This window comes from Ruminiclostridium sufflavum DSM 19573 (assembly GCF_003208175.1).
In the GTDB taxonomy this organism is placed as follows: Bacteria; Bacillota; Clostridia; order Acetivibrionales; family DSM-1351; genus Ruminiclostridium; species Ruminiclostridium sufflavum.
The window spans coordinates 162,664-189,394 of the sequence record NZ_QKMR01000002.1; the positions used below are offsets into that span (position 1 = coordinate 162,664).

The 26,731-nt window shown below is 38.3% G+C and carries 25 protein-coding genes and 1 tRNA gene; 24 read left to right on the forward strand and 2 right to left on the reverse strand.

What is annotated here, in order from left to right:
* The first annotated feature begins 107 nt into the window (after nucleotides 1–107).
* The 14 genes from flhA to LY28_RS02175 all read left to right on the forward strand — a co-directional run bounded on the left by flhA (nucleotide 108) and on the right by LY28_RS02175 (nucleotide 14,668).
* Complete coding sequence (gene flhA / locus LY28_RS02110; RefSeq protein WP_110460517.1) at nucleotides 108–2,132, forward strand: flagellar biosynthesis protein FlhA; 2,025 nt, start codon at nucleotides 108–110, stop codon at nucleotides 2,130–2,132.
* A gap of 240 nt (nucleotides 2,133–2,372) precedes the next feature.
* Nucleotides 2,373–3,539 carry a flagellar biosynthesis GTPase FlhF gene (gene flhF / locus LY28_RS02115; RefSeq protein WP_110460518.1) on the forward strand — a complete coding sequence of 389 codons (1,167 nt, stop codon included), beginning with the start codon at nucleotides 2,373–2,375 and terminating at the stop codon, nucleotides 3,537–3,539.
* Between the two features lie 225 nt (nucleotides 3,540–3,764).
* Nucleotides 3,765–4,688, forward strand: a complete 924-nt coding sequence (locus LY28_RS02120) for a MinD/ParA family protein (protein WP_110460519.1) — start codon at nucleotides 3,765–3,767, stop codon at nucleotides 4,686–4,688.
* 98 nt (nucleotides 4,689–4,786) lie between these two features.
* Complete coding sequence (locus LY28_RS02125; RefSeq protein ID WP_110460520.1) at nucleotides 4,787–5,854, forward strand: protein-glutamate methylesterase/protein-glutamine glutaminase; 1,068 nt, start codon at nucleotides 4,787–4,789, stop codon at nucleotides 5,852–5,854.
* A 1-nt stretch (nucleotide 5,855) separates the two neighbouring features.
* On the forward strand, nucleotides 5,856–7,925 hold the full coding sequence (locus LY28_RS02130; protein ID WP_110460521.1) for a chemotaxis protein CheA: 2,070 nt from the start codon (nucleotides 5,856–5,858) through the stop codon (nucleotides 7,923–7,925).
* Between the two features lie 338 nt (nucleotides 7,926–8,263).
* Nucleotides 8,264–8,710: a chemotaxis protein CheW gene (locus LY28_RS02135; protein ID WP_110460522.1), complete on the forward strand. Its 447-nt coding sequence runs from the start codon at nucleotides 8,264–8,266 to the stop codon at nucleotides 8,708–8,710.
* Between the two features lie 27 nt (nucleotides 8,711–8,737).
* Nucleotides 8,738–9,358: a chemotaxis protein CheC gene (locus tag LY28_RS02140; RefSeq protein WP_110460523.1), complete on the forward strand. Its 621-nt coding sequence runs from the start codon at nucleotides 8,738–8,740 to the stop codon at nucleotides 9,356–9,358.
* Nucleotides 9,358–9,846 (forward strand): chemotaxis protein CheD, encoded by a 489-nt coding sequence (locus tag LY28_RS02145; RefSeq protein ID WP_110460524.1) that lies wholly within the window; start codon nucleotides 9,358–9,360, stop codon nucleotides 9,844–9,846. The genes LY28_RS02140 and LY28_RS02145 overlap by 1 nt, the downstream gene beginning before the upstream one ends.
* A gap of 262 nt (nucleotides 9,847–10,108) precedes the next feature.
* On the forward strand, nucleotides 10,109–10,486 hold the full coding sequence (locus tag LY28_RS02150; protein WP_110460525.1) for a hypothetical protein: 378 nt from the start codon (nucleotides 10,109–10,111) through the stop codon (nucleotides 10,484–10,486).
* A gap of 34 nt (nucleotides 10,487–10,520) precedes the next feature.
* Nucleotides 10,521–11,285, forward strand: coding sequence for a FliA/WhiG family RNA polymerase sigma factor (locus tag LY28_RS02155; protein WP_110460526.1), 765 nt, complete (start codon nucleotides 10,521–10,523; stop codon nucleotides 11,283–11,285).
* 127 nt (nucleotides 11,286–11,412) lie between these two features.
* Entirely contained in the window at nucleotides 11,413–12,804 is a 1,392-nt protein-coding gene (locus LY28_RS02160) for a DUF342 domain-containing protein (protein ID WP_110460527.1), read from the forward strand.
* A gap of 30 nt (nucleotides 12,805–12,834) precedes the next feature.
* Nucleotides 12,835–13,122 (forward strand): hypothetical protein, encoded by a 288-nt coding sequence (locus LY28_RS02165; protein ID WP_110460528.1) that lies wholly within the window; start codon nucleotides 12,835–12,837, stop codon nucleotides 13,120–13,122.
* Between the two features lie 15 nt (nucleotides 13,123–13,137).
* Nucleotides 13,138–13,920, forward strand: coding sequence for a DUF6115 domain-containing protein (locus LY28_RS02170; protein WP_110460529.1), 783 nt, complete (start codon nucleotides 13,138–13,140; stop codon nucleotides 13,918–13,920).
* Nucleotides 13,921–14,119: 199 nt separating this feature from the next.
* Nucleotides 14,120–14,668 (forward strand): ABC transporter substrate-binding protein, encoded by a 549-nt coding sequence (locus LY28_RS02175; protein WP_110460530.1) that lies wholly within the window; start codon nucleotides 14,120–14,122, stop codon nucleotides 14,666–14,668.
* A 9-nt stretch (nucleotides 14,669–14,677) separates the two neighbouring features.
* On the opposite strand, the gene LY28_RS02180 is transcribed toward LY28_RS02175, so the two are convergent.
* A complete protein-coding gene (locus LY28_RS02180) occupies nucleotides 14,678–16,039 on the reverse strand; it encodes an MATE family efflux transporter (protein WP_110460531.1) in 1,362 nt (453 codons plus the stop codon).
* A gap of 310 nt (nucleotides 16,040–16,349) precedes the next feature.
* Between LY28_RS02180 and LY28_RS02185 the strand changes: the two genes are divergently transcribed.
* The 10 genes from LY28_RS02185 (at nucleotide 16,350) to thiC (ending at nucleotide 25,168) form a co-directional block, all read left to right on the forward strand.
* A complete protein-coding gene (locus LY28_RS02185) occupies nucleotides 16,350–16,835 on the forward strand; it encodes a PH domain-containing protein (protein WP_110460532.1) in 486 nt (161 codons plus the stop codon).
* Nucleotides 16,836–16,997: 162 nt separating this feature from the next.
* Complete coding sequence (locus tag LY28_RS02190; RefSeq protein ID WP_110460533.1) at nucleotides 16,998–18,410, forward strand: PH domain-containing protein; 1,413 nt, start codon at nucleotides 16,998–17,000, stop codon at nucleotides 18,408–18,410.
* A 178-nt stretch (nucleotides 18,411–18,588) separates the two neighbouring features.
* Nucleotides 18,589–18,675: transfer RNA gene (locus LY28_RS02195), tRNA-Leu, on the forward strand.
* A gap of 282 nt (nucleotides 18,676–18,957) precedes the next feature.
* The gene (locus LY28_RS02200) at nucleotides 18,958–19,278 is read left to right on the forward strand and encodes a hypothetical protein (protein WP_110460534.1); all 321 of its coding nucleotides are present in this window, start codon (nucleotides 18,958–18,960) and stop codon (nucleotides 19,276–19,278) included.
* Nucleotides 19,279–19,398: 120 nt separating this feature from the next.
* The gene (locus LY28_RS02205; protein WP_110460535.1) at nucleotides 19,399–20,865 is read left to right on the forward strand and encodes an NAD(P)/FAD-dependent oxidoreductase; all 1,467 of its coding nucleotides are present in this window, start codon (nucleotides 19,399–19,401) and stop codon (nucleotides 20,863–20,865) included.
* A gap of 29 nt (nucleotides 20,866–20,894) precedes the next feature.
* Nucleotides 20,895–22,133 (forward strand): NAD(P)/FAD-dependent oxidoreductase, encoded by a 1,239-nt coding sequence (locus LY28_RS02210; protein WP_110460536.1) that lies wholly within the window; start codon nucleotides 20,895–20,897, stop codon nucleotides 22,131–22,133.
* A complete protein-coding gene (locus LY28_RS02215; RefSeq protein ID WP_110460537.1) occupies nucleotides 22,126–22,500 on the forward strand; it encodes a DUF1667 domain-containing protein in 375 nt (124 codons plus the stop codon). The genes LY28_RS02210 and LY28_RS02215 overlap by 8 nt, the downstream gene beginning before the upstream one ends.
* A gap of 73 nt (nucleotides 22,501–22,573) precedes the next feature.
* Complete coding sequence (locus tag LY28_RS02220) at nucleotides 22,574–22,762, forward strand: MBL fold metallo-hydrolase (protein ID WP_110460538.1); 189 nt, start codon at nucleotides 22,574–22,576, stop codon at nucleotides 22,760–22,762.
* A gap of 83 nt (nucleotides 22,763–22,845) precedes the next feature.
* Entirely contained in the window at nucleotides 22,846–23,232 is a 387-nt protein-coding gene (locus LY28_RS02225; RefSeq protein WP_110460539.1) for a hypothetical protein, read from the forward strand.
* A gap of 619 nt (nucleotides 23,233–23,851) precedes the next feature.
* Nucleotides 23,852–25,168, forward strand: coding sequence for a phosphomethylpyrimidine synthase ThiC (thiC, locus tag LY28_RS02230; protein WP_110460540.1), 1,317 nt, complete (start codon nucleotides 23,852–23,854; stop codon nucleotides 25,166–25,168).
* A 124-nt stretch (nucleotides 25,169–25,292) separates the two neighbouring features.
* Here thiC and hydG read toward each other — a convergent pair whose 3' ends face one another.
* Nucleotides 25,293–26,720: a [FeFe] hydrogenase H-cluster radical SAM maturase HydG gene (gene hydG, locus LY28_RS02235; RefSeq protein ID WP_110460541.1), complete on the reverse strand. Its 1,428-nt coding sequence runs from the start codon at nucleotides 26,718–26,720 to the stop codon at nucleotides 25,293–25,295.
* Nucleotides 26,721–26,731 lie beyond the last annotated feature (11 nt).

Consider the following 26,731-nt stretch of genomic DNA (forward strand, 5'->3'; position numbering starts at 1 on the left):
ATTTGTTTTTGACTTCAGGTGAGGCTTTAGCCTCAGACCCAAACTATGGTCCGATACCATAGGATATTTAGCCGATAGTAATTGACTTTTAAAGAGGGGGCCGAAAAATGGCGAAGATTAACAGCTTTTTTATACCGCTTGTTGTTATTGTTTCTATTTTAAATCTTATTTTGCCAATTCCGGCATTTTTGCTAGACTTATTGCTGGCAATCAATATAGTTCTTGCAGCTGTTATATTACTGAATACCATTTATCTGAAAACAGCTCTTGATTTGTCGATTTTTCCGACTTTACTTGTAATAACTACAATATACAGACTTTCTTTGAATGTAACAGCTTCTAAGCTCATTTTAGCTGAAGGACATGCAGGTGATGTTATCAGAGGGTTTGGCTATATGGTAGGAAGAAACAATCTTGTAGTCGGTTTTATTGTATATATTATAATCATGCTTGTTAATTTCCTTGTAATAACGAAGGGTTCGGAAAGAGTTGCGGAGGTTGCGGCAAGATTTACCTTGGATGCAATGCCTGGTAAGCAAATGGCCATTGACGCAGATTTGAATACCGGCTTAATTTCCGAGAGCGAGGCAAAGGAACGCAGAAAAAGAGTTCAAAGAGAAGCTGATTTTTACGGCTCTATGGATGGTGCCAGTAAGTTCGTTAAAAATGATGCTATTGCAGGTATTATAATAACTATTATTAATATAGCGGGAGGCCTTATAATTGGTGTAGTAATGAGAGGAGAACCTATAGGGGAGGCTCTTTCGAACTATACCATTTTAACAATCGGTGACGGTTTGGTAAGCCAGATACCTGCACTTATGCTGTCAGTTGCAACAAGCTTTATTGTAACAAGAGCCGGAGCGGATTCTGAGCTTAGCGGTGATTTTATAAAGCAATTATTTTATAATCCCAAGGTTTTGTATATTGCAGCGGTAATCAGTTTGGTAATGTCACCGTTTTTCACACCGATACCATTTCTTTTGCTGTCCGTTTCGCTGCTTTTTATAGCTACAAAGCTCAAGCAGCTTCAGAAGGAAGCTGTTAAGGAGGAAGAGGTTCAGATTCAGGAAAGTGAAGTCGATGAAATAAGGAAGCCTGAGAATGTTGTGACTCTTTTACAGGTAGACCCTATAGAATTAGAATTCGGATATGGAATAATACCTCTGGCTGATGCAAATCAGGGAGGAGATTTATTGGACAGAGTTGTGCTTATCAGGAGACAGCTGGCCCTTGAACTGGGTATGCTTGTTCCTGTTATAAGGCTTCGTGATAATATACAGATTGGGCCGAGCGAATATATTATAAAAATAAAAGGAACGGAAGTAGCAAAAGGGGAGCTTCTGTTTGATTACTTTATGGCTATGAATTCGGGCGAAGCAGAAGAGGAGCTTGAGGGTATTAAAACTACCGAGCCTGCGTTTGGACTTCCGGCTATATGGATACAGGAGGGTCAGAGAGATAAAGCAGAAATGCTGGGATATACTGTTGTTGACCCGCCATCTATAATTGCAACTCACCTGACCGAAGTTATAAAGAAATATTCGCATGAATTATTGGGCAGACAGGAAGTTCAAACCCTTGTTGACAATTTGAAGCAAAGCTATCCGGCTATTGTTGAAGAGCTGGTTCCTAAATTAATGAGTGTAGGTGAAATACAAAAGGTTCTTGCCAACCTTTTAAAGGAAGGTGTGTCAATCAGAGATATGGTAACTATAATGGAGACCTTGGCTGATTATTCTCCTATGACTCATGATGTGGATATGCTTACAGAGTATGTAAGGCAAGCTCTTGGAAGATCAATTTCGCAGAAATTCTTTACTGAAGGCTCTAATGTAATAACTATAGACCCGAAGGTGGAGCAAATGATATTAGATTCGATACAAAAAACAGAATTTGGTTCGTATCTGGCACTTGATCCTGCTGTTTCAAATACCATAATAAATAATTTATCAAAAAATGTCCAAAGATTGCTGAAGCTTGGAAGCCAGCCAATAGTATTGGCTTCGCCGGTTGTAAGATTATATGTAAAGAAGCTTACCGAAAATGTCATACCTGGATTGGTAGTTTTGTCATATAATGAAATTGATCCCTCAATTGAGGTGAAATCTGTCGGGACTGTGAATGTTTAATATAAATTAGTTATATTTGAAATGCGAGGTTTGCATTCGTGTATTCATCGTTCTCTTTGCATTTTAGGAAAGCAGGCAATGACCGGACACTTTTTCTTTACTGTTTGTGCCGCAGGCGGTGGCGAAATGGAGGTTGGCTGAAAAGTTGAAAAATCAGATAGTGTACCTCTGTAAAGCAGAGGTTCTCCACATATGCTTTTCCAAATTTTTGTGCCCGGAACCGGGCGTGGAGGTTAATATATGAAGATTAAGCGTTATATGGGTAAGGATACTCAAGAGGCTTTATTAAAAGTTAAAATGGATCTTGGAAATAATGCTATAATATTAAATACAAAGAAGGTAAGGCAAAAGGGTATAAAAAAATATTTTACCAGCCCAATGATTGAAGTAATGGCAGCTATTGACGATGAATCAGGCAAAATCAGGGAACGTGAGCTGACAAAAATAGCACCTGTTTCTGAAAATTTAAATTCTTATAAAACAAATTCGTCACAAAAAGAGGGAAAATTTACAGACTTAGAGAATAAAGTAAATAATATTGAAAATATACTGGATAAAATAATGGATGCTGTCAATCCGGATAATAAAAATAACAATAATAATAAAGAGGATGAGAAGCAGCTGCCTCAAATTTTTCAATTGTTATACAATAACCTTATAAAGAATGAGGTTGAGCAGGATATTGCAAAAGATATTATAAAGCAGGTTGAAAAAAGAAGTAATCCAAGGGACATTAATGATGCCACTATTGTGATGCATTCGGTTATTTCCTCATTGCTGGGAAAGTCGGAGCCGATTAATTTCAGGACAGACGGCAAGCCTACAGTAATTCTTTTTGTAGGACCCACAGGAGTAGGAAAAACTACAACATTGGCAAAGCTGGCTGCTTCGTTTATGCTTACAGACAATAAGAAAATTGGTCTGATTACGGCAGATACTTACAGAATATCTGCTGTTGATCAGCTGAAAACATATGCTGAGATATTAGGGATTCCAATAACAGTTGCATATTCAGTATTGGAAATTCAAAATGAGATAGATAAATACAGCGATAAGGATGTTATTTTAATTGATACGGCAGGATGCAGCTATAAAGATAAGCTGAAGTTTGAGGAGTTGAAAATGCTGGTTGAAATTTGTAAGGCTGATGATGTTTTTTTGGTATTAAGCACAACAGTCAGTTCAAGAAATTGTAAGGATATAATATCTAACTACAGCTTTATACCAAATTACAAGCTTATATTTACGAAGGTGGATGAAACCTCGGTATACGGCAGTATATTGAATACCAAGTGCTTCTCAAATAAAAACCTCTCGTATATAACAAATGGGCAGAATGTACCTGATGATATTGAAATTGCAAATGTTGATAAGCTGTCAAAAAATTTGTTGGGACATAATACATGACAATGAATTATACCGGTACTTTACAAATCGTATTGCCGTAATTCGGCGTGGAGGTTAGCCTAGCAGTTCGGAAAATAAGTTTGTAAAGCTTTGTACATTTTCGAGCAGTAAAAAAAGTAATAAACAGCTTTTTACAAGTGTAGATAAAGCAGCAGTGAAAAAGCTTGCGTACCGCCACGAGCAGCATCCTAAATTTTATTGCCGTAATTCGGCGTGGAGGTTATTATGATAGATCAGGCTGAGAAGCTAAGAAATATTGTAAATAATATAAAAAAAGAAGCTAATGACATATCTTCTCAGAACATCAATCATACTACAGAAAATATTGGGAGAAGGCATGCGAAGGTAATTACTATTACCAGCGGAAAAGGCGGCGTAGGCAAGACCAGCGTTACGGTTAATCTTGCTATTGCATTAAGCCAGAAGGGATATAGAGTTGTTATTATAGATGCTGATTTAGGATTGTCAAATATAGATGTGGTTTTTGGAATAGTTCCTAAGTATTCATTGCTTGATTTGATAAACTGCAATAAGGGTATATTAGATATATTATGTGAAGGACCAAATAATATAAAGTTTATTTCGGGAGGATCAGGTGTACAGGAATTAATTAACCTCGATAAAAATTCTTTGGAAAGCTTTATTGCAAATATGTCATTGCTTGATCATATAGCAGATTATATACTGGTAGATACAGGTGCCGGGCTTTCGGACACTGTCATGGATTTTGTCATATCGGCTGAAGAGGTGATTTTGGTTGTTACACCGGAGCCAACCTCAATTACAGATGCGTATGCTGTTGTTAAAACCGTATCCCGTATAAAGAAAGACTGCAATATAAATGTGCTGATAAACAGGGCAGACAGTGAAAATGAGGCTAAAAATGTGTATAATAATTTTTCTGCTGTAGCAGAAAGATTTTTATCTATGAAGCTGAATGCAATAGGATATTTACCGTATGATCACTCATTTACCAAGTCTGTGAAATTGCAAAAGCCATACATACTGAATTATCCTAAGAGCAATACCAGCAAATTAATAAAGGATATTGCTGATATATTTATAAAGAACAATTTGGAGCAGACAAGTGTTGAACAGCTTGGTATAAAAGGTTTTATAAATAGATTTGTCGGCTTGTTTACTAATTGACATAGTGATATACTATAATTAGTGAAAATACGCGAAAATACATAAAAAATGTCAGATTATATAACAAACATTACTTTTAAAAAAAGTTGAGGTAACCCATGGATTTAAAAACAAAGAAAAGTAATGCAATAAGAGTGTTAGTGGTTGATGACTCTGCATTTATGAGAAAAGTGCTGTCAGATATAATAGAGGAGGATATTTCTCTTACCGTCATTGGAACTGCTGCTGACGGAAGAGATGCACTTAGCAAGATTAGTCTTCTGAATCCTGATGTTATAACTCTGGATATTGAGATGCCGGTTATGGATGGTATAAATTGCCTGAAGGAGATTATGAAAATATCTCCGAAGCCTGTAATTATGATCAGCAGTGGTACAAGCTATGGGGCAGAACTCACAATTAAGGCCCTGGATGAAGGCGCAATTGATTTTATTGCAAAGCCTAAAAATATATTTGATATAAAGAACGAAAAAGCGCGTAACGAAATAATTGAAAAGATTATTGTTGCCAGCAATATTGGATTGAAAAACTCCAAGAATAGCACTAAAACTAATATTGATAAACCGGTTAAGAGCGGTGGCGCCTTAAAATATATTATAGCTATAGGATGTTCTACCGGAGGTCCTAAAGCGCTGCAAAGTGTGATACCGTACTTGCCTGACAATTTGCCTGCAGCTGTATTGATAGTGCAGCACATGCCTCCCGGCTTTACAAATACTTTGGCTGAGAGGCTTGATGCCAAAAGCAAGGTTGCAGTCAAGGAAGCTTCGGATAAGGAGAGGCTGTTAGCAGGACATGTATATATTGCACCGGGGGATTATCATATGCTGTTAGAAACCGGTGCAAACGGAGATATCTTGATAAATCTGGACAAATCTCCTCCGGTAAGCGGACATAGGCCATCAGTTGATGTTATGATGAGTTCGCTTTCCGATACAGGATTTAAAAATATTATCGGTGTTATTTTAACAGGTATGGGATCTGACGGGAGTATAGGAGTAAGGAAATTAAAGGATATAAATAAAGGCTTTATTATAGCGCAGGATGAAGAATCAAGCGTAGTATACGGTATGCCGAAGATGGCATTTCAGACAGGAGCAGTAGACAAGATAGTATCGCTTAATAAGATTACAGATGAAATTATTCAATTCTTGGAGGTGCGTTAGTATGGATATGTCTCAGTATTTACAAATATTTATCGAAGAATCAAATGAACATGTGCAAAGCTTAAATCAATCCCTTTTACAGCTTGAAAAGGATCCTGAGGACAAGGACGTTCTGAATGAAATATTCAGAGTAGCACATACAATTAAAGGAATGGCGGGAACGATGGGTTTTACAAAGATGACAAAGTTAACCCATGACATGGAAAATGTATTGCAGGCTATAAGAAATAATGAAATTACAGTAACGTCAGAGCTGGTTGATATTTTGTTTAAATGCCTTGATGCACTTGAAAACTATGTAAGTAATGTTGTGGCAACCAGCGGAGAAGGCGATAAGGAATGCACGGATATTATTTCAGCACTGAAGTCCATTTTGGAGAATAAAGGTATGGTAAGCAGTGCTCCTGTGAATGAAAAGACTAGTGTTAATAATGAGTCGAATGACAATTCTAAATACATAACCGGAAATCTTGAATTTGATGAATTTGAAAAGAATGCCGTAAACAAGGCAATTGATATGGGAATGTATGCTGTTAAAATAACGGTGGCACTCAACAAAGGCTGTTTATTAAAAGCAGCAAGAGCTTTTGTAATTTTTCAGACACTGGAAAAGTTTGGAGAGATTGTAAAGGCACAGCCTAACGTTCAAGATATAGAAGATGAAAAGTTTGATTCTGAATTTACGGTGGTTGTTTTGTCAAAAGAAAATGAAAATCTCTTCTCTAAAGAAATTAATTCGATTGCCGAAGTTGAAGAAGTTTTAGTCACTGCCTTGAGTAAATTTAAAGTTGATTCCGCAGTTTCCGATACAGTTAAGAAGGTTGAGGCTCAAGTTGAAGAAAAGGCTGAGCAGGCTGAAAAAACAGCGGCAAAAGAGGATAATGTGCATGATGCACATAAGCAGAGCAATGCTCCTAAAAAGGCTCAAAGAACTGTAAGAGTTGACATAGACAGACTGGATGTACTGATGAATCTTGTCGGAGAGCTTATAATAACTAAAACCCGGTTGGAAGAATCGGATATTACTTCGAATGCACAGGAATACCGTGAAACAATTGAGTATCTTGAAAGGATTACTACTAACTTAAATGATGCTGTTATGAAGGTTAGAATGGTTCCTGTCGAAACAGTATTTAACAGATTCCCAAGAATGGTCAGAGATATTGCGAAGGATTTAGGCAAGGATATCCAATTGATTATGTCAGGTGAGGAAACAGAACTTGACAGAACAGTAATAGATGAAATTGGAGATCCATTGATTCACATGCTCAGGAACTCTTGTGATCATGGACTTGAATCTACAGAGAGAAGAAAAGAGCTGGGAAAACCGGAAGTAGGCACAATAAATCTTACTGCTTATCAATCCGGAAATAATGTAATTATTGAGGTTTCAGATGACGGACAGGGTATAAATACAGAAAAGACAAAGGCGAAGGCAGTTGAAAAAGGTATAATTACAAGAGAAGAAGCAGCGGCTATGACTCAGCAGGAAGCAATAGAGCTATTATTCAGACCAAGCTTCAGCACAGCCGATAAGGTTACAGGACTTTCGGGAAGAGGGGTAGGACTGGATGTTGTTAAGACCAAGATTGAACAAGTTGGAGGAACCGTTGAGGTTGAGACTCAGAAGAATAAAGGCAGTAGCTTTATAATAAAATTACCCCTTACCCTTGCGATTTATCAGGCATTGCTTGTAAATGTAGGAAATGAAAAGTATTTTATTCCTTTAGGTGCGATTTATCAGATATACAATTGGCCTGCAGATGAGGTTAAGACAGTTCAGGGACAGGAAATAATCTTACTAAGAAATATGGTTGTTCCGATAACAAGAGTTGCTGATACATTAGATATTGAGGAGGAAGAAGCTAAGGATAAAAAGCAGCTGAAGATAGTAATTGTCAGAAAAGGTGAGAAGCTTACAGGCTTGGTAGTAGATAGCGTTATTGGACAACAGGAAATAGTTATAAAATCACTTGGAAAGCTTTTATCCGGAATCAAATATTTTGCAGGGGCTACAATTCTCGGTGATGGAAGCGTTGCACTGATAATTGATGTAAATTCAATAACTTAATTGTTAAATAAAAATTGTTAAGTAAAATTTGTTAAAATACATAATTCGAGGTATGAGGCTTAGACTTAAAAGCTTGGAAACAAAGTTTGTACAAACATAGTGCATTTTCGAGCGATAAAAAGCCATAAATGACTTTTTATCAGTGAAGGATGAGTTATGAAAACGCTGGCGTACCTCCACGAGGCTTTACTAAATTTTTGTGCCCAAACTGGGCGTGGAGGTTAGCTTGAAGGAAATAAGAAACGGCGGCAAGAAATAAATAGCAAGCCGCTGTGAGACAGAGGCCTGCCACAAGGCTTTACTAAATTTTTGTGCCCAAACTGGGCGTGGAGGTTATTATGACAGATGAACAGGTTTATGAATTTGAAACAAAACAATTTATTGTATTCAGCTTAGGCGATGAACAATTTGGAATTGATTCACTTAAAATTACAACAATTGACAGAATGAAAACCATAACAAGAGTTCCAAAAACACCTGATTTTGTTAAGGGCGTAATTAACTTAAGAGGCGATATTATTCCCGTAATGGATTTAAGAGCTAAATTCAATCTTCCACCGACAGAAGAAACGGAGGAAACAAGAATTATTATTCTTAAGCTTGAGGAAGTATCGATAGGAGTAGTTGTTGATCAGGTGCTTCAAACAATTCAGCTTACAAGCGATTCTATAGAGAGCGCTTCAAGCTTGATAAACAATGCTGATTCTGACTATATACTTGGCATTGGAAAGGTTGACGGAGAAATAGTTACACTTTTGAATTTTGAAAAATTAGTTAAACTTTGATTAAAATATTTATATGAGGTATAAGCAATGACAATTAGTTTTGAGGAGTTAAATAATTTGCAGCTGGATGTACTTAAAGAAATCGGAAACATTGGTGCGGGCAATGCGGTTACATCTTTGGCAAAGATGCTGGATAAAAGAGTTGATATGGCAGTTCCAAAGGCCAGAATATTGGGATTTGACAAGGTAACCCAAATATTGGGCGGGGAAGAAATGCTGGTTGTTGGCATATTACTCAATGTAACCGGTGACATAACCGGCAGTATAATGTTTACAATGGATATAAATGCCGCCAGGCAGCTGGTTAATATACTTTTTGGGAATAAAGATTCATCAAGCTTAGAATTTGATGAGCTTGAATTGTCAGCTCTTAAAGAGATCGGAAATATTTTAACAGCTTCGTATTTGTCAGCATTGGCAGGATTAACAAATCTCAAAATACTGCCTTCCGTACCTGAGTTGGCTATTGATATGGCAGGGGCTATTTTAAGTGTGCCTGCTATTGAATTTGGTAAGGTAGGAGATTCTGTTTTATACATAGAAACAGAATTCAGCGAGGGGATTACAAAAGTATTCGGGGACTTTCTTTTAATACCGGATGTTGATTCATACGAGGTATTATTAAAAGCATTGGGAGTTATAGGATAATGGATATTGAAATAGTGAAGGTTGGTATGGCTGACTTAAATTCAGCACTTCATCCTTGTATGATTACGACACTTGGACTTGGTTCATGTGTTGGAGTTGCATTGTATGATTCCAAAACCAAAGTAAGCGGTTTAGCCCATGTCATGTTACCTTGCAGTGAACAAGCCAAAAACAACAGTAATATTGCAAAGTTTGCCGATACAGCTATTGTAAAACTTGTAGAAGATATGGTAAAGCTGGGAGCAAAGAGAGAGAGAATAGTGGCAAAGATTGCCGGCGGAGCACAGATGTTCGTATTTAACGGAGGATCAGATTTGATGAGGATTGGACACAGAAATGTGGTTGCTTCAAAGGAGAAGCTGGCAGAATTGAATATCCCTATAATTTCTGAGGATACCGGCGGCAATTATGGAAGGACTATTGAACTTTATTCCGAAGATGGCAGACTAATGATAAAGACTATTGGATTTGGTGTTAAGCAATTGTGATAAACAATAATCTGGTTTTGAGAACTTGTTGCTTGCCCTGAGGCCAGTTATTTATAGTTCAGGGAGCCTTTTCCCAATATGGAGATGCTGCATACCGTCTTTTTATAGCGATTGTGCTTTTTAAGCCGGTATTGAACACAGTTTTGGTTTGGCTTTATTTTTCGGCTTTTAGATAGGTTTAGCCTCAAACTTAAGATATTAGCCGGTGACCTGAAAAAGCAGCTATTTTTTGCATGATAGTTTAACAACGAAAGAGGTAAGAATGGAGACAATAATGAAAATTCCTTTTCTGCTTGCATTGATTGCATCTATTATAACGGGTGCTATCAGCATAGTTAATAATGCTGATACAAATAAAACATGTATTAGTATGATTATGGCTATGATTATTTTCTATATTGTAGGAATTTTAATTAGAAATACATTATCAAATATAATAGAAGAACAAAATAATCAGAAGCTTGAAGCTGAAAAGAAGCTTAGGGAAGAAGAAATGCTGGAAAAGGCAAAGGCAGCCTTAAAGTCAAAGAAAGCGGAGCATTTAGGAAAGAATCTTGATTTAGTAACAGAAGATGAAATTGACGATGGATTTACTCCATTTGATTTGTCACAAGCAGTTAAAGCAAAAATGAACGAATAAGGATACATAAGGTATTTATTTTTGGAGGATATACATGCCGGGGGTAAACAATAATCAGCTATGGAAAAAATATACAGAAACTAGAGATCCTGTATTAAAGGATGAGCTTATAGTTAAGTATGCATATTTGATAAAATATGTTGCAGGCAGATTAAGCATATACTTCGGAGCCAATGTTGAATTTGATGATTTAGTCGGCTATGGTGCATTTGGGCTTATTGATGCTATTGAAAAATTTGACGTTACGAAAGGTGTAAAATTTGAAACATATGCTTCTTTTAGAATAAGAGGCTCTATTATAGATAGTATTCGAGATTTGGACTGGGTACCCAGATCCTTACGGCAAAAAAACAAGGAATTGGAGAAGGTTTATGCCGAAATAGAAAATGAGGTTGGTCATTCTGCTACAGATAAGGAAGTCGCTGAAAAAATGGGCATTAGCATGGAGGAATTTTACAAGCTGTTAAATGATGTTAATGTATCGTCGATGATGTCTCTTGAAGAATTTATGGAACAGAATTATGAAAGAGGTCTGGAAATAGTAAGTGACAGTGCTGATGACAAGCCTGAGGCGGCATTGGAAAACATAGAAATAAAGGAAATTCTTATTGAAGCTATTGATAAATTACCTGAAAAAGAGAAGGCTGTTATAACATTTTACTATTTTGAAGAACTGACTTTGAAAGAAATAAGTGCTATTATGAATGTAACCGAATCCAGAATTTCACAGCTCCATACTAAAGCATTGCTCAGAATGAGAGGAAAGTTATTCAGACATAGAATAATGCTCGAATCGTGAGAACATAGACAGGAGTTCTCAGCCTGTAATTTTTAAGCTGAGAGGGACCGACATTTCTATACATTGAAGTTTTATGTTGAAGTTTTTTAATATATTTTTATGTCCAGATGGGGCGTGGGAGGTTAACATGGCGGAACAGGATGACTTGAAAATATTAGTAAGTGTTTCACCGGATGAATTGAAAGCGTATATAACTTTGTACAAGGGTGACGCAAACAATAACGTCACAAAAGAAGATATGCTCAGGGCTCTTGCAATCCAAAGAATTATATACGGTATTAAGGAAGATGTTTTAAAGCAATATGCCGAGAAGCCGGTATATAATCAGCAAATTTGTGTGGCTGAAGGAGTAGCGGCGCAAAATGGTAAAAACGGTGAGGTAAAGTATCATTTTAATACTACAGTTGCAAATATTCCAACCATATTAGATGACGGAAGAATCAACTACAGGGAATTAAACCTGATACAGTCGGTTAAGGAGGGACAGATTCTCTGTACACTTGAACCTGCCTTAATGGGAACTAACGGAATGACAGTAAAAGGAAGGACTCTCAATGCGGTTAACGGCAAACCCGCTGTTCTGCCAAGAGGTAAAAATGTTGCCGTATCAAAGGACGGACAGGCTTTATATGCTGCCACAGAGGGAGAGGTAGAATATCTGGATGCCACAAAGGTCAGTGTTTATACCAATCATGAAGTTCCGGCGGATGTAGATAATTCTACAGGAAATATAAGCTTTGTAGGAAGTGTTATCATTAAAGGAAATGTTTTATCCGGATTTACAGTTGAGGCAGGCGGTAATGTTGAGGTTTATGGCGTTGTTGAGGGTGCCACAATAAAAGCCGGCGGAAATATTATTCTCAGAAGAGGTATGCAGGGCATGGGAAAGGGAACCCTTGTTGCCGGCGGTGATATAGTTGCCAGATATATAGAATACTGCAATGTTGAGGCGAAAAATAATATTCAGTCTGAAGCCGTACTTCATAGTAATATTAAATGTGGAAATAAGCTTGAATTGACCGGAAGAAAGGGCTTATTGGTCGGTGGTTCATGTAAGGTAGGTAAAATTATAATAGCCAAGGTAATAGGTTCTCATATGGCTACTCCTACAGACCTTGAAGTGGGGATTGACCCTACGGTAAGAGAAGATTACAAAAAAGCAAAAGATGAATTGGTTTCAATGGAAAGTGATATAAAAAAGGCGGATCAGGCAATAACCCTGTTGAAAAAGCTGGAAGCTGCAGGTGCACTTACTCCAGATAAACAGGAGATATTAACGAAGAGTGTCAGAACAAAAATATTTTTATCTTCTCGCTTGGAGGAGGTAAAAAGAGAAATAGATGTTCTGGATGAGAAGCTCAAGCAGGATGGCGACGGAAAGATCCGCGGAACAAGCTTTATATATCCGGGGGTAAAGGTAACCATAGGTACATGTGTTATGTACGTTAAAGAAAATCTCCAATATTGTACTTTGTATAGAGATGGCGCAGATATTCGTGTAGGAGCCATTGACAAGTAAGCGGTAAGCTATTGGTTAGGAGGCGGTCGGATGTCTATCAGACCTGTGGATTTTCAAGTAATGTATACAAAAACATCTGAATTATCAAAAACATATAGTGATGAGGCAAATAAACATCAGGCAGTAAATCAGCAGCTAGCCGAGCAAAACAGGGACCGGGCGGACAATAACCTGAAGCAGGTAGTTGCCAGGGAAAATGTTCATGGCGGCAAGGTAGAAGAAAAGCAGGAAAGAGATAAATCAAAAGAACAAAAGGACAAAAAAAAGCAGCAGAAAAAGAGCACAGAAATTGTTCCAACTATCGATATAAAGATATAACAACTTGAGGTGAATATGGAAGCATTTTATGTATGTATAATATTTCTGGGAATAATACTTGTAGTTGGCTCCATATTTTTAATAATTATGGACAGGGTAAGCGGCAAAGATTTTTTTAAGGAATTTGATCGAAAAAAGGATGAAATGTTTAACTTGATTCAGGATTCTGAAGAGATGGTTCAGGAGCTTAACAAGATGTCCGACTATGTGGTAACAATGATATCTGAAAAGAATCAGGAATTTTTTAATAAAAATACCAGCCCTAATAGTAAAGAACTTCCAATGGGAAATGAACAGGAACAAAAAAAATTGCCGGCTGAGGCGCAAGAGGAAAAAATTTTGCAGGATACTCAGGAAGCAGCAGAACAGGGCAAATTGCCAGATGACAAAAAACCTCCTATTCTTGATGAGGTCGCTCAAAGAAAGGATACTGCACTTAAAAACAGAGGTGTGATATATGAACCCAAGGATTCTGTGCAGCAAAAGGATAATTCAGTATATCAAAACAAGGGTTTGATACTGCAATATAATGAGGCGTGGCTTCAAAATAAAAGCATGGTTATTGATACAAAAGGCATAGTGTCTCAAAATGAAGCTACAGAGCCTGATGCCGATGGTGCTGAAAAGGATGCTGAAAATCAAGACAATATAGACTTGAAAAAACCGAAGCTGGCTTTAAGCGGAAAAAGAAGTAAAGTGCTGGAGCTGATTGAGCGAGGCTTGAGTGATGAAGAAATATCTGAAAAATTGAGGATAGGAAAAGGTGAGATTAGCCTTATAAGAGGGCTAAGCAAATAATTGACAGGCAGATTCTGCTTTTTAGCCTGTTGTAATTGATTAAAGTCAATTACGGTTTAAGCATTTGCAGCGATAGATATTGGGATGATATATCGCCTTTTCAGGTGAAATAAGCTTTTAAGCTGGCTTTTTTACGCAGTTTAGGACTGAATTTGCTTTTTGATTTAACTTTTTGACAGACGGGACAATGGAGAATATAATGAGAAAACTACATGAGAAAAGTATTTTTTTAGGAATCGGAATAGGAATGATAATAACTTCAATTGCAGGAATGATTTATTCTTCGGGAACTCAAAAAGAGTTAAGCAGGCAGGAAATAATCAGTATGGCTAAAGGCTATGGACTGGTAGAACCGTCTGATTTATTAATAAGTAAAAATTCATCTGATGAAAAAACCGCATTTGATACAAAGGCAGCTGCAAGTACAGATGCATCTTCAAACACAGCTGTCAATACTGCCAAATCAGCCGAAAGCAATAAGGGTAAAGCAGCTGATTCGACAGACGAGCAGGTTCAGGATAAGAGCACTTTAGAGGAAAGAAGCATAAGCGTTGCGGTTCAAAGCGGATTCGGGTCAAAAGAGGTGGCAAAGGAATTGCTTGAAAAAGGTGTTATTGCCAGCGAAAAAGAGTTTAATTCCGTTTTGGCTTCTTACAATGCTTCACAAAAAATACGTACCGGAACTTATTTTTTTAAAGAAAATGATGATTTGCATTATATTGTAAAAACCATTTGTAAATTTAAATAACAAAACCTATCAAATAAAGGATTTCTTTCTGTTAAATTCGTCCTTAATTACCTTGAAGGCAATGGGAATAAATATCAAGGCACATACTATTTCTGCGACCGGGTAGCAAAACCAAACACCGTTTAACTTAAACAGCTTTCCGAAAATAAATGCGGAGGGCAGCAAAATCGCCATTTGTCTGAGCAATGACATTATGAGAGATTTAAAGCCATGTCCTATTGACTGGAACATTGAGGATATAACAATACCAAATGCCGCGGGAATAAAGCTGATGCTTATGACTCTGAGAGCATAAATACCCATATCTGAATTCTGGTCAAACACTGACAATAGTTTATCAGGGAATGCCTGAAATATAATTAAGCCTATTACAAGGATGACGGAAGCAACTGACAAAGTCAAATAGAAGGTATACTTGAAGCGTTTTTCTTTATTTGCACCAAAATTGTAACCCATTATGGGCATAGCACCTTGGATTAAACCAAATACCGGCATAAATACAAAGGATTGCAGCTTAAAGTAAATACCCAGTATGGAAATTGCGGCCTCGGAAAAGGACATCAGTATGAAGTTTAGACTGGTTGTAGTAACAGAAGCAATAGCATTCATAACAATAGTAGGAGCACCTACCTCATAAATGCTTATTATGTTTTGTTTCACTATTTTCAAGCCCCGCAGTGTGAGATGGACATCATGCTTTTTTACGGTAAGCATTACAATTACAAATGTCATTGCAGTAAGCTGACTGATTACTGTTGCAACTGCTGAGCCGGCTATACCAAGTGCCGGGAAAAACAGATAACCAAAGATAAGCAGTGGATTTAAAACTATATTCAGAATAGCTCCTATTAGCTGGGAAATCATTGGTATTGTCATATTTCCTGTGGACTGAAGGGTTTTTGAACAAAGTATTTCAACGAACATTCCGGCAGAGCAGGAGGTCACGATGGTAAGATACGTTGTACCTAAGGATATGACCTCAGGGTTATCGGAAAACAAAGTAACAAAAGGCCCTGAAAATATCAGGCCTATTAAGGCAAATATAACGGCGTTTATTATTGCCAGAAATAAACCGGTTGATGCTGTGGCAGAAGCCTCGTCAGCCTTTCCTTCGCCTAGCTTTCTGGCTACAAGAGAGTTTGTTCCTATTCCTACGCCGATTGCAAAAGCAAAAACCAAAAGCTGCATCGGAAAAGCAATTGATACGGCTTGAAAGGCTTCGCTGCTTAGCTTTGATACAAAGTAGCTGTCAACAATATTATAAAGGGATTGCACAAACATGGACAACATTGCAGGAGCTGACATGCTTGCCAGCAGCTTTCCAATAGGCATTACTCCCATTTTTTCTGAACTTAAAATATCCTTTTTCATATGACCTCCGGATGACAAAAAAATAAAATTTATTAACTCAATTTCCCCAATAAAAAGCAACTGGGAAGAATTGGTTTATTAATCTATTATCAGCTGCAGTAAAATTTGCAATGCAATATAGATTGTATACGAAAAAACATTTTATCAAATTTCGTATATACATGTCAAATTTAAAAGCAAATTTCAGATATTTTAAGAGCTGTAACGGTATATGAGTGAAGTGAAGAATTTGAAGGTAAATCAATAGTATATTTTCTCAGAGTTATATGTTATATATAATGTAGAGATAAAAACAGGCTTGGAGGTAAGGATGGAGTATAATAAACTGGACAAAAGGATTTTGATTTCATGGAGGATTGTAAGGTTAATGGCTGTCCTGATAATTGGGATTATATTAGCTGTTTGCTTGTTTGTACTATCCGGACAGCTGTTTTTCAAGCCGTATATGGTTTATGGCTATGCAGCTGCCGGAGTAATCTTAGGCTATTTGCTTATGACTTTTTTTTTGTATCCTGTAATAGAATACAGACAATGGGGCTACATTATTTCCGATGACAGAATAGAGATCAGGCATGGTATATTTCTTATAAAAATTACAATTATACCAATAGTAAGAATACAGCATATAACGATATCTCAAGGCCCTATAAACCGTAGACTGGGAATCTCAACAATAAATGTGCATACTGCAAGCGGGGTATTCGGTATAGAAGGTATATCAGGGGAGGCTGCAAACGCAATGGCAGAAATGTTAAAAGCGAAGCTGTATAGCAGGCTTGAATTTAAAGAAGGATAGCTGCGTTTATTATATGAAATGTTGGGGAAACTGAAATTGGGAATGAAGCTTTTAAGCTGATTTTGAGGCTTTAGCCTCAAACCAAAATTATCGGCCGGTATAATCGGTTCTCTGGCTTACAGTAATTGACTTTCTTGTGCATTAGGGAATTAGGAGGGCAAGGTGGATTTTAAACATAGACGGGGAAATATTTTAATTATCTTTGAAAAGTTATCGGAAATACCATTACTTTTAATAGGTATTGTTTTTAGTGCCTTTCTTCTGAAAAATTTTGATACGCAGGCATTAATACCTATAGCAGCTATTTTACTAAGCCCTGTGTCAAAAATGATTAATTATTTTTTTACATATTATACATTGACACAAGAGCATTTAATTGTTGAGTCGGGAGTTTTTAATAAAAAACGCACCGAAATTCCATTTTCGACTATTACAACTGTGGATCTTTCTCAAAATATTTTATACCAGACGTTAGGCGTTTATAAAATAAAAGTGGACAATGCAAGCCAGACGAATGAGACTGCAAACAAATCAAAAATTAATCTGACTCTCAAGCTGGAGGAGGCAATTAAATTTAAACAGATTATAACAGGTACCGGAAACACCTTAACAGAAAAAGATGATGAGAAGGATTTTATAAGAGCAGAGTTAAGAGACTTTTTTTTGCTGGGACTCTTACAGTCCAAGGCTGCTTATGTAATTAGCATCTTTGCAGTAATAGGATCGTTATCGGGAATAATTGCACCTGTTTTAGAAGGCATGGATGCAGATACATTTATTGCTGCTCTGACGGCAGCTGTTTTATTTATAGTATATTTGACGGCTGCGGCTGTGTCCATAGTAAAGTCGATTGTAAAATATTATGATTTCAAGGTCTGGAAAGGAGAAGATACTTTAAAAATACAGTATGGGCTGTTTAATAAAAAAAGCTTCTCTCTTCAGAAAAGCAAAATAAATGGCATTATTCTTAAGCAAAGCATACTTATGAGGATTTTTAAGCTTTACACCGCAGAAGTAATAGTAATCGGCTACGGAGATACTTCCGAGGAGGGCGGAACTGAGCAGGCGATTGTTTATCCTATTGCTTCAAGAGATAGGCTAAAAGAGCTTATTAATATTGTACTGCCTGAATATTCACTGGACTACAAGCTTTGTAAATCTGGGAAAAGGGCTGTAAGGTATTTCTTTTATAATCCTGTGTTTATAGCCGCTGTAGCCTTCCTCACAGCTGCAGCAATTGTAGCGGTAATAATTGATGGATACATAATATTGGCGGTTGCCTTTGCTTTTTTAACGATTTCTGCTATTTATTCCATACAGAAGTACATAAATTCAGGTATAAGCGTTGGAAAGGGAAAGGTGGTTCTTTCGGCGGGAGCATTCAGCAAGAAGGTTGCTGTGGTAAGGACTAAAAGCATTGAAAGCATTACAGCCACCGGTAGTGTACTTAAGAGAAAAAAGGGATTTGTATCAATAAGGCTTGGCTTTGTAGCTCCTCTGCGCGTGGCAAACATTTCTTCAATGAATCTTCCCGCAGAGCAGTTTGGCTTGCTTGAAAAGGTGCTGAAATATTGAGTTCATGGATTATAATTACTTGAAAATTAACGCTTAATATAAGGCTGATAAGATTATTTAATTGACAGTAAATATGGCTGAGGGCAGTTGCGGGCAAAATTATTATATATTTTTTAAAATCAGTATTGATTTGTATTTGTTTCTGTGTTATTATATTCAAGCAACAGGAAATAAATACGCCGAAGTGGTGAAATTGGCAGACGCACTGGACTCAAAATCCAGCGGGGTTAAACCCGTGCCGGTTCAAGTCCGGCCTTCGGCACCAAACACAAATAAGGGTTTCAGCTAATAGCTGGAACCCTTATTTGTGTTTAATATATCTCTTCAAGGCTTTACTAAAGTCAATTACGGTTCAAGCCTTAGCGACTATGGAATATCGCGACGATATTTATATCGTCTTTTCAAGGCAGAATTAAACTTTTAAGCTGATTTTGAACGCAGTTTGCAGGAAGCCTTTTTATAAAATTGTTTTCGAACATACGTTTGATGCTCGCATTTATATGTTATAATTAAGTAGAACATTAAAAATTATGGGAGGAACTTTTATATGGATTATAAAAATGATGGTTTTGGACAACCGGATGACACCAATGAAGAGACTGATAAAATCCAGAAAAAGGATGATGCTTATAATGTTTCATTTTATATAATATTCAGTGATAAATTTATGAGAAAATACACAGTATTCAATTCATTCAAAGAGATGCTTGAAAAAAGCGGGCTGAAAATTGAAACCGAGGAAGACTTTGAAAAAATTTCCGATTATGAACTGGATTTGTTTATCAGAAATAATTCTGACTTTGATTCATGGGAGGAATTGGTGCAGGAAGCCGTAAATAATCATTATGCGGAGGAACTGGGATTATAGCCCGGATTGGGCTTTGGTTCAATTGGCGTTATCCTGCTTCTGATTTATAGCAAAGACATTTTATTATTAATACCGTTATGCTATAATCAAGGGAGCATTTTAAGTTATATGGAGGAATTTATGACATCTGATATTGATAATTTATTTGATATAATAATAGTTGGTGCGGGAGCGGTGGGGTGTGCCGTTGCAAGGGAGCTTTCCAGATACAATTTGAAAATAGCTGTGCTGGAAAAGGAAAGCGATGTAGCTGCCGGGACAAGCGGCAGAAACAGTGCTGTTGTCCATGCAGGCTTTAATAACAAGCCGGGAAGTCTTATGGCAAAGCTCTGCGTTGAAGGTAATGAAGGCTTTGAAAGTATATGCAGGGAGCTGGATGTGCCTTATAAAAAGACAGGAAAGCTTATAGTAGCTTTTGAGGAGAGCGATTTTGCGGGTATTGACAGATTGATTGAGAATGGCAGAAAAAACGGTGTAAAGGGACTGGAGTTTGTTGATGCCGGGGTGGTCAAAAGGCTGGAGCCCCATGTGGGCGGAATTGGTGCAATGCTTTCACCTAATACGGCAATAACAAATCCTTTTATATATACGGTTGCTCTTGCGGAAAATGCTGCCGTAAACGGAGCAGTGTTTTATTTTAATACAGAGGTCAGAGGCATTTCAAGGCAGGACAGGCTTTTCAGAGTAAGAGCAGGCGATACCTTTTTCCGCGGCAGATACATAGTTAACAGTGCAGGGCTTTATTCGGACAGGATTTCGTCAATGGCGGGCGAGAAAGGCTACAAAGTATACCCTTGCAGAGGGGAGTATTTTATCCTTGACAAGCGAACAAGCCAATATCTCAATATGCCTGTATATCCTGTTCCGAGACCCGGTCTCGGAGGTCTCGGAGTACATTTGACACCTACTGTTGAAGGCAATATACTAATCGGGCCAAGTGCGGAATATATAAAAACAAAATGCGACTACAGCTCAACCAAAAAAGTAATGGATCGGCTGTTCAAGGAAGCAAGGGAGCTTCTTCCTCCTCTTAGTATGAGACATATTATCAGAAGCTATACAGGCATCAGATCAAAGCTGGTAGGGCCTAAAACCGGAGGCTTCGGGGATTTCGTTATTGAAGAGTCAGAAGCAGTTCCGGGACTGATAAATCTTGTCGGTATTGAATCCCCCGGACTTACCTCTTCTGTTCCCATAAGCAGAATGGTGAGAGATATTATTGCAAACAGGGAGGACATTACGCCGAAGAGCAGCTTTATTTCCGTGAGGAAGGGAATAGTTCCGTTCAGGGAGCTGACAATTGAACAAAAGGAAGAGCTGATTAAGGAATACCCTGATTATGGTGAGGTAGTATGCAGGTGTGAAGGAATAACAAAAAAAGAAGTGCTGGATGCAATCAATAATCCTCTCGGAGTAGCTACGCTCTCAGGAATAAAATATCGTGCGAGGCCAATGATGGGGAGGTGTCAGGGCGGTTATTGCCTGACCAGAATCGTGGATATTTTGAATAATGAAAAGGGACTGCCACCTGAGGAAATAACCTTGCGAGGCAAGGAATCAAAGCTTTTTACAGGAAAGGTAAAGTAGAACCAAAAATAATATTTAGGGTGAAATATATGTTGATAAAAAAAGACATAATTATAGTGGGAGCAGGACCGGCAGGACTGGCTGCTGCGATAGAGGCTAAAAAAAGAGGCAGGGACGGCATTCTGGTTTTAGAAAGAGAGTTAAGCGCCGGAGGCATATTGAATCAATGCATACACGACGGATTTGGGCTTATAAGGTTTAATGAAGCCTTGACAGGCCCTGAGTATGCCAGAAGATATATTGATGAAGCAAAGGCCTTGGGTATAGAAATTGTCACAAATGTAATGGTTCAGGATATAAGCAGGGATAAAACAGTTACCGCTGTCAGTCCTGACGGTATTAAAACCTATAAGGCGGAGGCTGTGATACTTGCAATGGGATGCCGTGAGAGGACAAGAGGCGCTATATGTATTCCGGGGACACGCCCCTCAGGTGTTTTTACGGCAGGAGTTGCACAAAATCTTGTAAATCTTAAAAATATTATGGTGGGTAAAAGAATAGTTATTCTGGGTTCGGGTGACATTGGTCTGATAATGGCCAGACGTCTGACTCTTGAGGGGGCAAAGGTACTGGCGGTAGTGGAAAAGCTGCCGTATTCCAGCGGCCTCCAGAGAAATATAACTCAATGTCTTGATGATTTTGAAATACCGCTGCTTTTAAGCCATACGGTTACAAAAATAGAAGGGCACGAAAGAGTTAAAGGTGTTACCATAGCAAGGGTTGATGAAAAAGGCAATTCAATCCGCGGTACCTCCAGAAAATTTGAATGTGATACGTTAATATTGTCTGTAGGCCTGATACCTGAAAATGAAGTATCCCTGAATGCGGGCATAGTTATTGATGAAACCACCGGCGGAGCCAGAGTGGATGAAAATCTGCAAACCAGCGTACCCGGAATATTTGCATGCGGAAATGTATTGCAGGTTCATGATTTGGTGGACTATGTGTCTGCGGAGGGTGAGCAGGCAGCAAAAGCGGCTGTTGAATTTATTAAAGGCAGAGGTGAAGCAGCATCGGATATAACGGTCAGGGCAGGCAGCGGAATCAGGTATGTACTGCCGCAGAGTATTTCATCAGGCAGGGATATAACCTTTTCGATGAGGGTAACTAATCCTTGCAAAAATAAGACCATAATATTCAAGGACGGCGATACCGTATTGAAGAAAAGGACCTTCAAGGCTTTGAATCCGGCTGAAATGGTAAGGATAGATTTAAAGGCCGGAGAATTGAGAGGGGTTCTTAATATGGAGGTATTTATTGATGGATGATAGCAGAGAAATTGTATGTATAGTTTGCCCTAACGGCTGCAGAATGAACGTGGTTATTAATCATGACAATAATAAGGTTGAAATGGTTGAAAATGCATTATGCGAGAAGGGAAAAGCTTATGCCCGGGACGAGATACAATGTCCCAAAAGGAGTCTTACATCAACAGTCAAGGTTATTGACGGAGTACTGCCGCTTGTTAGTGTCAGAAGTGATAAGCCGCTGCCAAAAGAGAAAATAAGGGAGGCGGCAGTTGAATTGAGAAAGATAGAACTTCAGGCCCCTATAATATATCATCAGGTTATTGTGAGCAACTTATTGGGAACAGGTGCGAATATTATTGCAACCAAAGAAGTATCAAAAAGATAGATATATGCCTATCGGTACTCAGACATATCGATAGCCGGTTGCCCAAATTATTAATTATTCGGGGAGTAATGAAATGATAGCAGAAAGGATAAACTGCCGGAAATGTAAATACTATTATATAACATGGGATGCCAGAATGCCGCATGGATGTAAGGCGTTCGGCTTTAAAACCAGACTTTTCCCATCTGTGGTGGTTTATCAATCATCAGGGCAGACATGTCAGGGCTATGCGGAAAAAAATCAGAATGCTAAACTAAAATAAGTAAAATGTTTAGTAACACTTTCATTAGAGTTAACATAAATTACTATTAAGAGGAAATACATCTAATGAAAGGGGATTAATATATGGACGGTTGTTGTAATACATGTGGCTGTAATGATAATATCTGCCATCTGCTGGCAAAATATATCGGTCAGACAGTTACAATATTTACTAAAAGCGGAGGTCAGTCAGGCTGCGGTTTTACTGGCGTAATATTAGGCGTGAATGAGTGCTACTGCAGATTAATTACCAGTATCGGTCCTGCACCGGGATGTGCATTAGGAAACGGCTGCGGTAATATGAATATGAACGACAACAGCATGAGCGGCTGTGATCATATGCAGGGATACGGATATAACTGCCAGTTCAATCAATATGGACAGAATAGCGGAACTCCTGTTTACAATGTCGGATCAGTAACTGATATTCCTATTAACAGCATAGCATCCTTCGTTCACAATGCAATTTAATATACTATAGCTATAAATATAGGGGCTTTACCAAGACTATAGGGACGGTATTTATATCGCTTTTTAGGCAAATAAGCCTGTATTTTCACATGGAGATAATATTTTATTAATGCTTTTTTCGAAATTCCGGTTTGAAAAATAGCTTTACTAAACTGAGGCAATATGTTAAAATTCAAGATGTTGCTTGAAGTTTAAGAAACATAATTATAATTTAATATTTACTTGTGGGGGGACCAATTAAGGAAGCCGATAAGTGATTTTTTATTTATAAAAGATTAGTTATTGTAATTCTTTACGGTTGAGAAGGTTAAAACCTGACCCTTTGAACCTGTCGGTTAATACCGTAGTAGGGAAGCAAAAGGATTAATTTTGTTGATATAGTGCTTACCCATCCGGGTAGGCACTTTTTAAATCTTTATTATAGGGTATGCGAAAGGTTTGTACGGCAGGGATTAAGCGGGACAGGCAGAAAGAAGCAGCAGGAATAGGAAGTGCGCAGAGAAAGTGCATAAAAATTATTAACGGGACAAGCAAAGGATTAGCTTGAAAGAAATGTGGAGATTAATACGGCAGACTTTAAGCGGAAAGCTATTGCCGCTTATGAAAGGAAGGATTTTAAATGAATTATAGAACACAGATGGAAGCAGCAAAAAAAGGAATAATTACAAAGGAGATGCTGTCAGTAGCAGCAAAAGAGCATATAAAGGAAGAGAAAATAAGAGAATCGGTTGCTTGCGGCAGGGTTGCAATTCCTGCAAACATAAAGCATAAATCACTGAGTCCTGAGGGAATAGGAGAAGGACTTAGAACAAAAATCAATGTAAACTTGGGTATTTCAGGGGACTCCATAGATTACACCAGAGAAATGGAAAAGGTGGATCTTGCAATAAAATTCGGAGTTGAGGCAATCATGGATTTGAGTAATTACGGAAAAACAAATACTTTTCGTACTCAGCTAATAAGTCGGTCTCCCGCAATGATCGGAACTGTTCCTATGTATGACGCAATAGGGTATCTGGAAAAGGATTTAATGGACATCAAGGCTGCGGATTTTTTAAAGGTGGTTGAAGCCCATGCCGAAGAAGGCGTTGATTTTATGACTATCCACGCAGGAATAAACAGACGTGCAGTTGAGTGCTTTAAGCGTTCCAAAAGACTGACTAATATTGTTTCAAGGGGAGGTTCCCTGCTTTTTGCATGGATGGAAATGACGGGTAACGAAAATCCGTTTTATGAGTATTATGATGAGTTCCTTGAAATACTTAGAGAATATGACGTGACTATAAGCCTTGGAGACGCACTTCGTCCGGGCAGCATAAATGACAGCTCTGATGCGGGACAGTTAAGTGAGCTTATAGAGCTTGGAAATCTGACTGAACGGGCTTGGGAAAGGGATGTTCAGGTTATGGTGGAAGGGCCCGGACATATGGCAATAAATGAAATTGCGGCAAATATGACTATTCAGAAAAGACTCTGCCACGGTGCGCCTTTCTATGTTCTGGGACCGCTTGTAACAGATATAGCACCCGGCTATGACCACATTACATCAGCCATAGGAGGTGCAATTGCGGCAAGCAGCGGCGCAGATTTCCTGTGCTATGTAACTCCCGCTGAGCATTTGCGTCTTCCGGATTTAGAGGATGTAAAGGAGGGAATAGTTGCCTCTAAAATAGCCGCGCATGCGGCAGACATTGCCAAAGGCATCCCGGGCGCCCGGGAGATTGACAATAAAATGAGTGATGCCAGACGCCGTATTGACTGGGAGGAAATGTTTTCCTATGCCATTGACGGAGAAAAGGCACGGGCTTATTTTGAGAGTGCTCCTCCTGCTGAGAGGCATACATGCTCAATGTGCGGGAAAATGTGTGCCATGAGGACTACAAATAAGATTCTGGCCGGCGAAAAGGTCGAATTTTGTTCTGAAAATAAGCAATAAATAATACAATTAAGTTATATAAATATAAAAACTCCTTCCTGATGCTGTAATAGTTTTTATCAGGAAGGAGTTTTTATACCCTATTTTGGGCTTGCCTGTTGATTGGTTATGTAAAAATATACCATTAAAATCTCAAATCCCTTTCACCGCCGCGAATCCGTTTCAGGTAATCAAAGGCCCTTGCCCTTTGTCTTTCATTTGGGACATTTGTTATTTCACTGTCAATCATTTTTTGTCCAATTTCTTTTAATTCATTATCGGCATAGTCGCTCAAGTATTCCTCAAAGGTCAGCAGGGCATTGGGATGACAGCAGTTTTTAATCTGTCCTGATTTTGCCAGAGGCATAAAGCGGTCGCCTGTTCTGCCTTCTCTGTAGCAGGCTGTGCAATAGCTGGGAATGTAACCGTCCTTAACAAGGGCTTTAATTATATCAATAGGCTTTCGATGATCGGCAAGATTGAATTGAGGCTTCTCTTCAAAACCGTCCTCACCAACGGGCTGCCTGTTTGCATATCCACCGACCCCAACGCAGGAGCCTGCGCTCATTTGGGAAATACCCACCTCGAGAAGCTCGTTACGTAAGTCAACACCCTCTCTGGTTGTCAGAATCATTCCCGTATAAGGAACTGCAAGACGTATTATTGCAACCAGCTTTTTAAAATCCCTGTTATTTACTAAGTATGGGAAGGAGTCATAGCTGACACCTTCAGCCGGAAGGAGTCTCGGAATGGAAATTGTGTGAGGACCCACTCCGGCAACGGCTTCCAAATGCTCAGCATGCATAAGCAGGGCAATTGTTTCGTAATGATAGTCATACAAGCCATACAAAGCACCTATGCCTACGTCATCAATTCCACCGCCCAGCATTGCTCTGTCCATAGCTTCTGTATGCCACTCATAATTATGCTTCGGCCCTCGGTGCATATCCAGATAAGTGGGCTTATGATATGTCTCCTGAAACAGTATGTAGGTTCCAATTTTGGCATCCTTGAGCTTTTTATAGTTTTCTGCCGTTGTTGCGGCAATATCAACATTAACCCTGCGGATTGCCCCGTTTTCAAATTTTTCATTGTATATAGTCTTAATACATTCAAGAATATATTCTATAGGGCAGTTTTCATCGTCTTCACCTGCTTCAAGAAGAAGCCTTTTATGTCCCATGGCTTCGAGCGCCTTTACTTCCTCGCGCAGATCATCCTGTGCTAGCTTGTGTCTTCCGATTTTATTGACACACTTGTAGCCGCAATATTTACAATTATTAACACAAAAATTTGATAAATACAGAGGCGCAAAAATAACAATTCTCTTGCCGTAAATTTCTTCTTTAATATTTTTTGCGGTTCTATACATTTGCTCAAGAGTTTCATCATCATCTATTTCAAGCAAAACTGCGGCTTCTCTATGGGTAAGTCCTTTGTACTGTCTTGCCTTGGATAATATCCGGGTGATTTCCTCCCTGCTTTGTGAAAGCTTTTTTGCTTCATTAATTGATTCCAAAATTTCCTCATTATCAATGAACTCATTTGAATCCATAGATTTTATATTATACATTTTACTGCTCC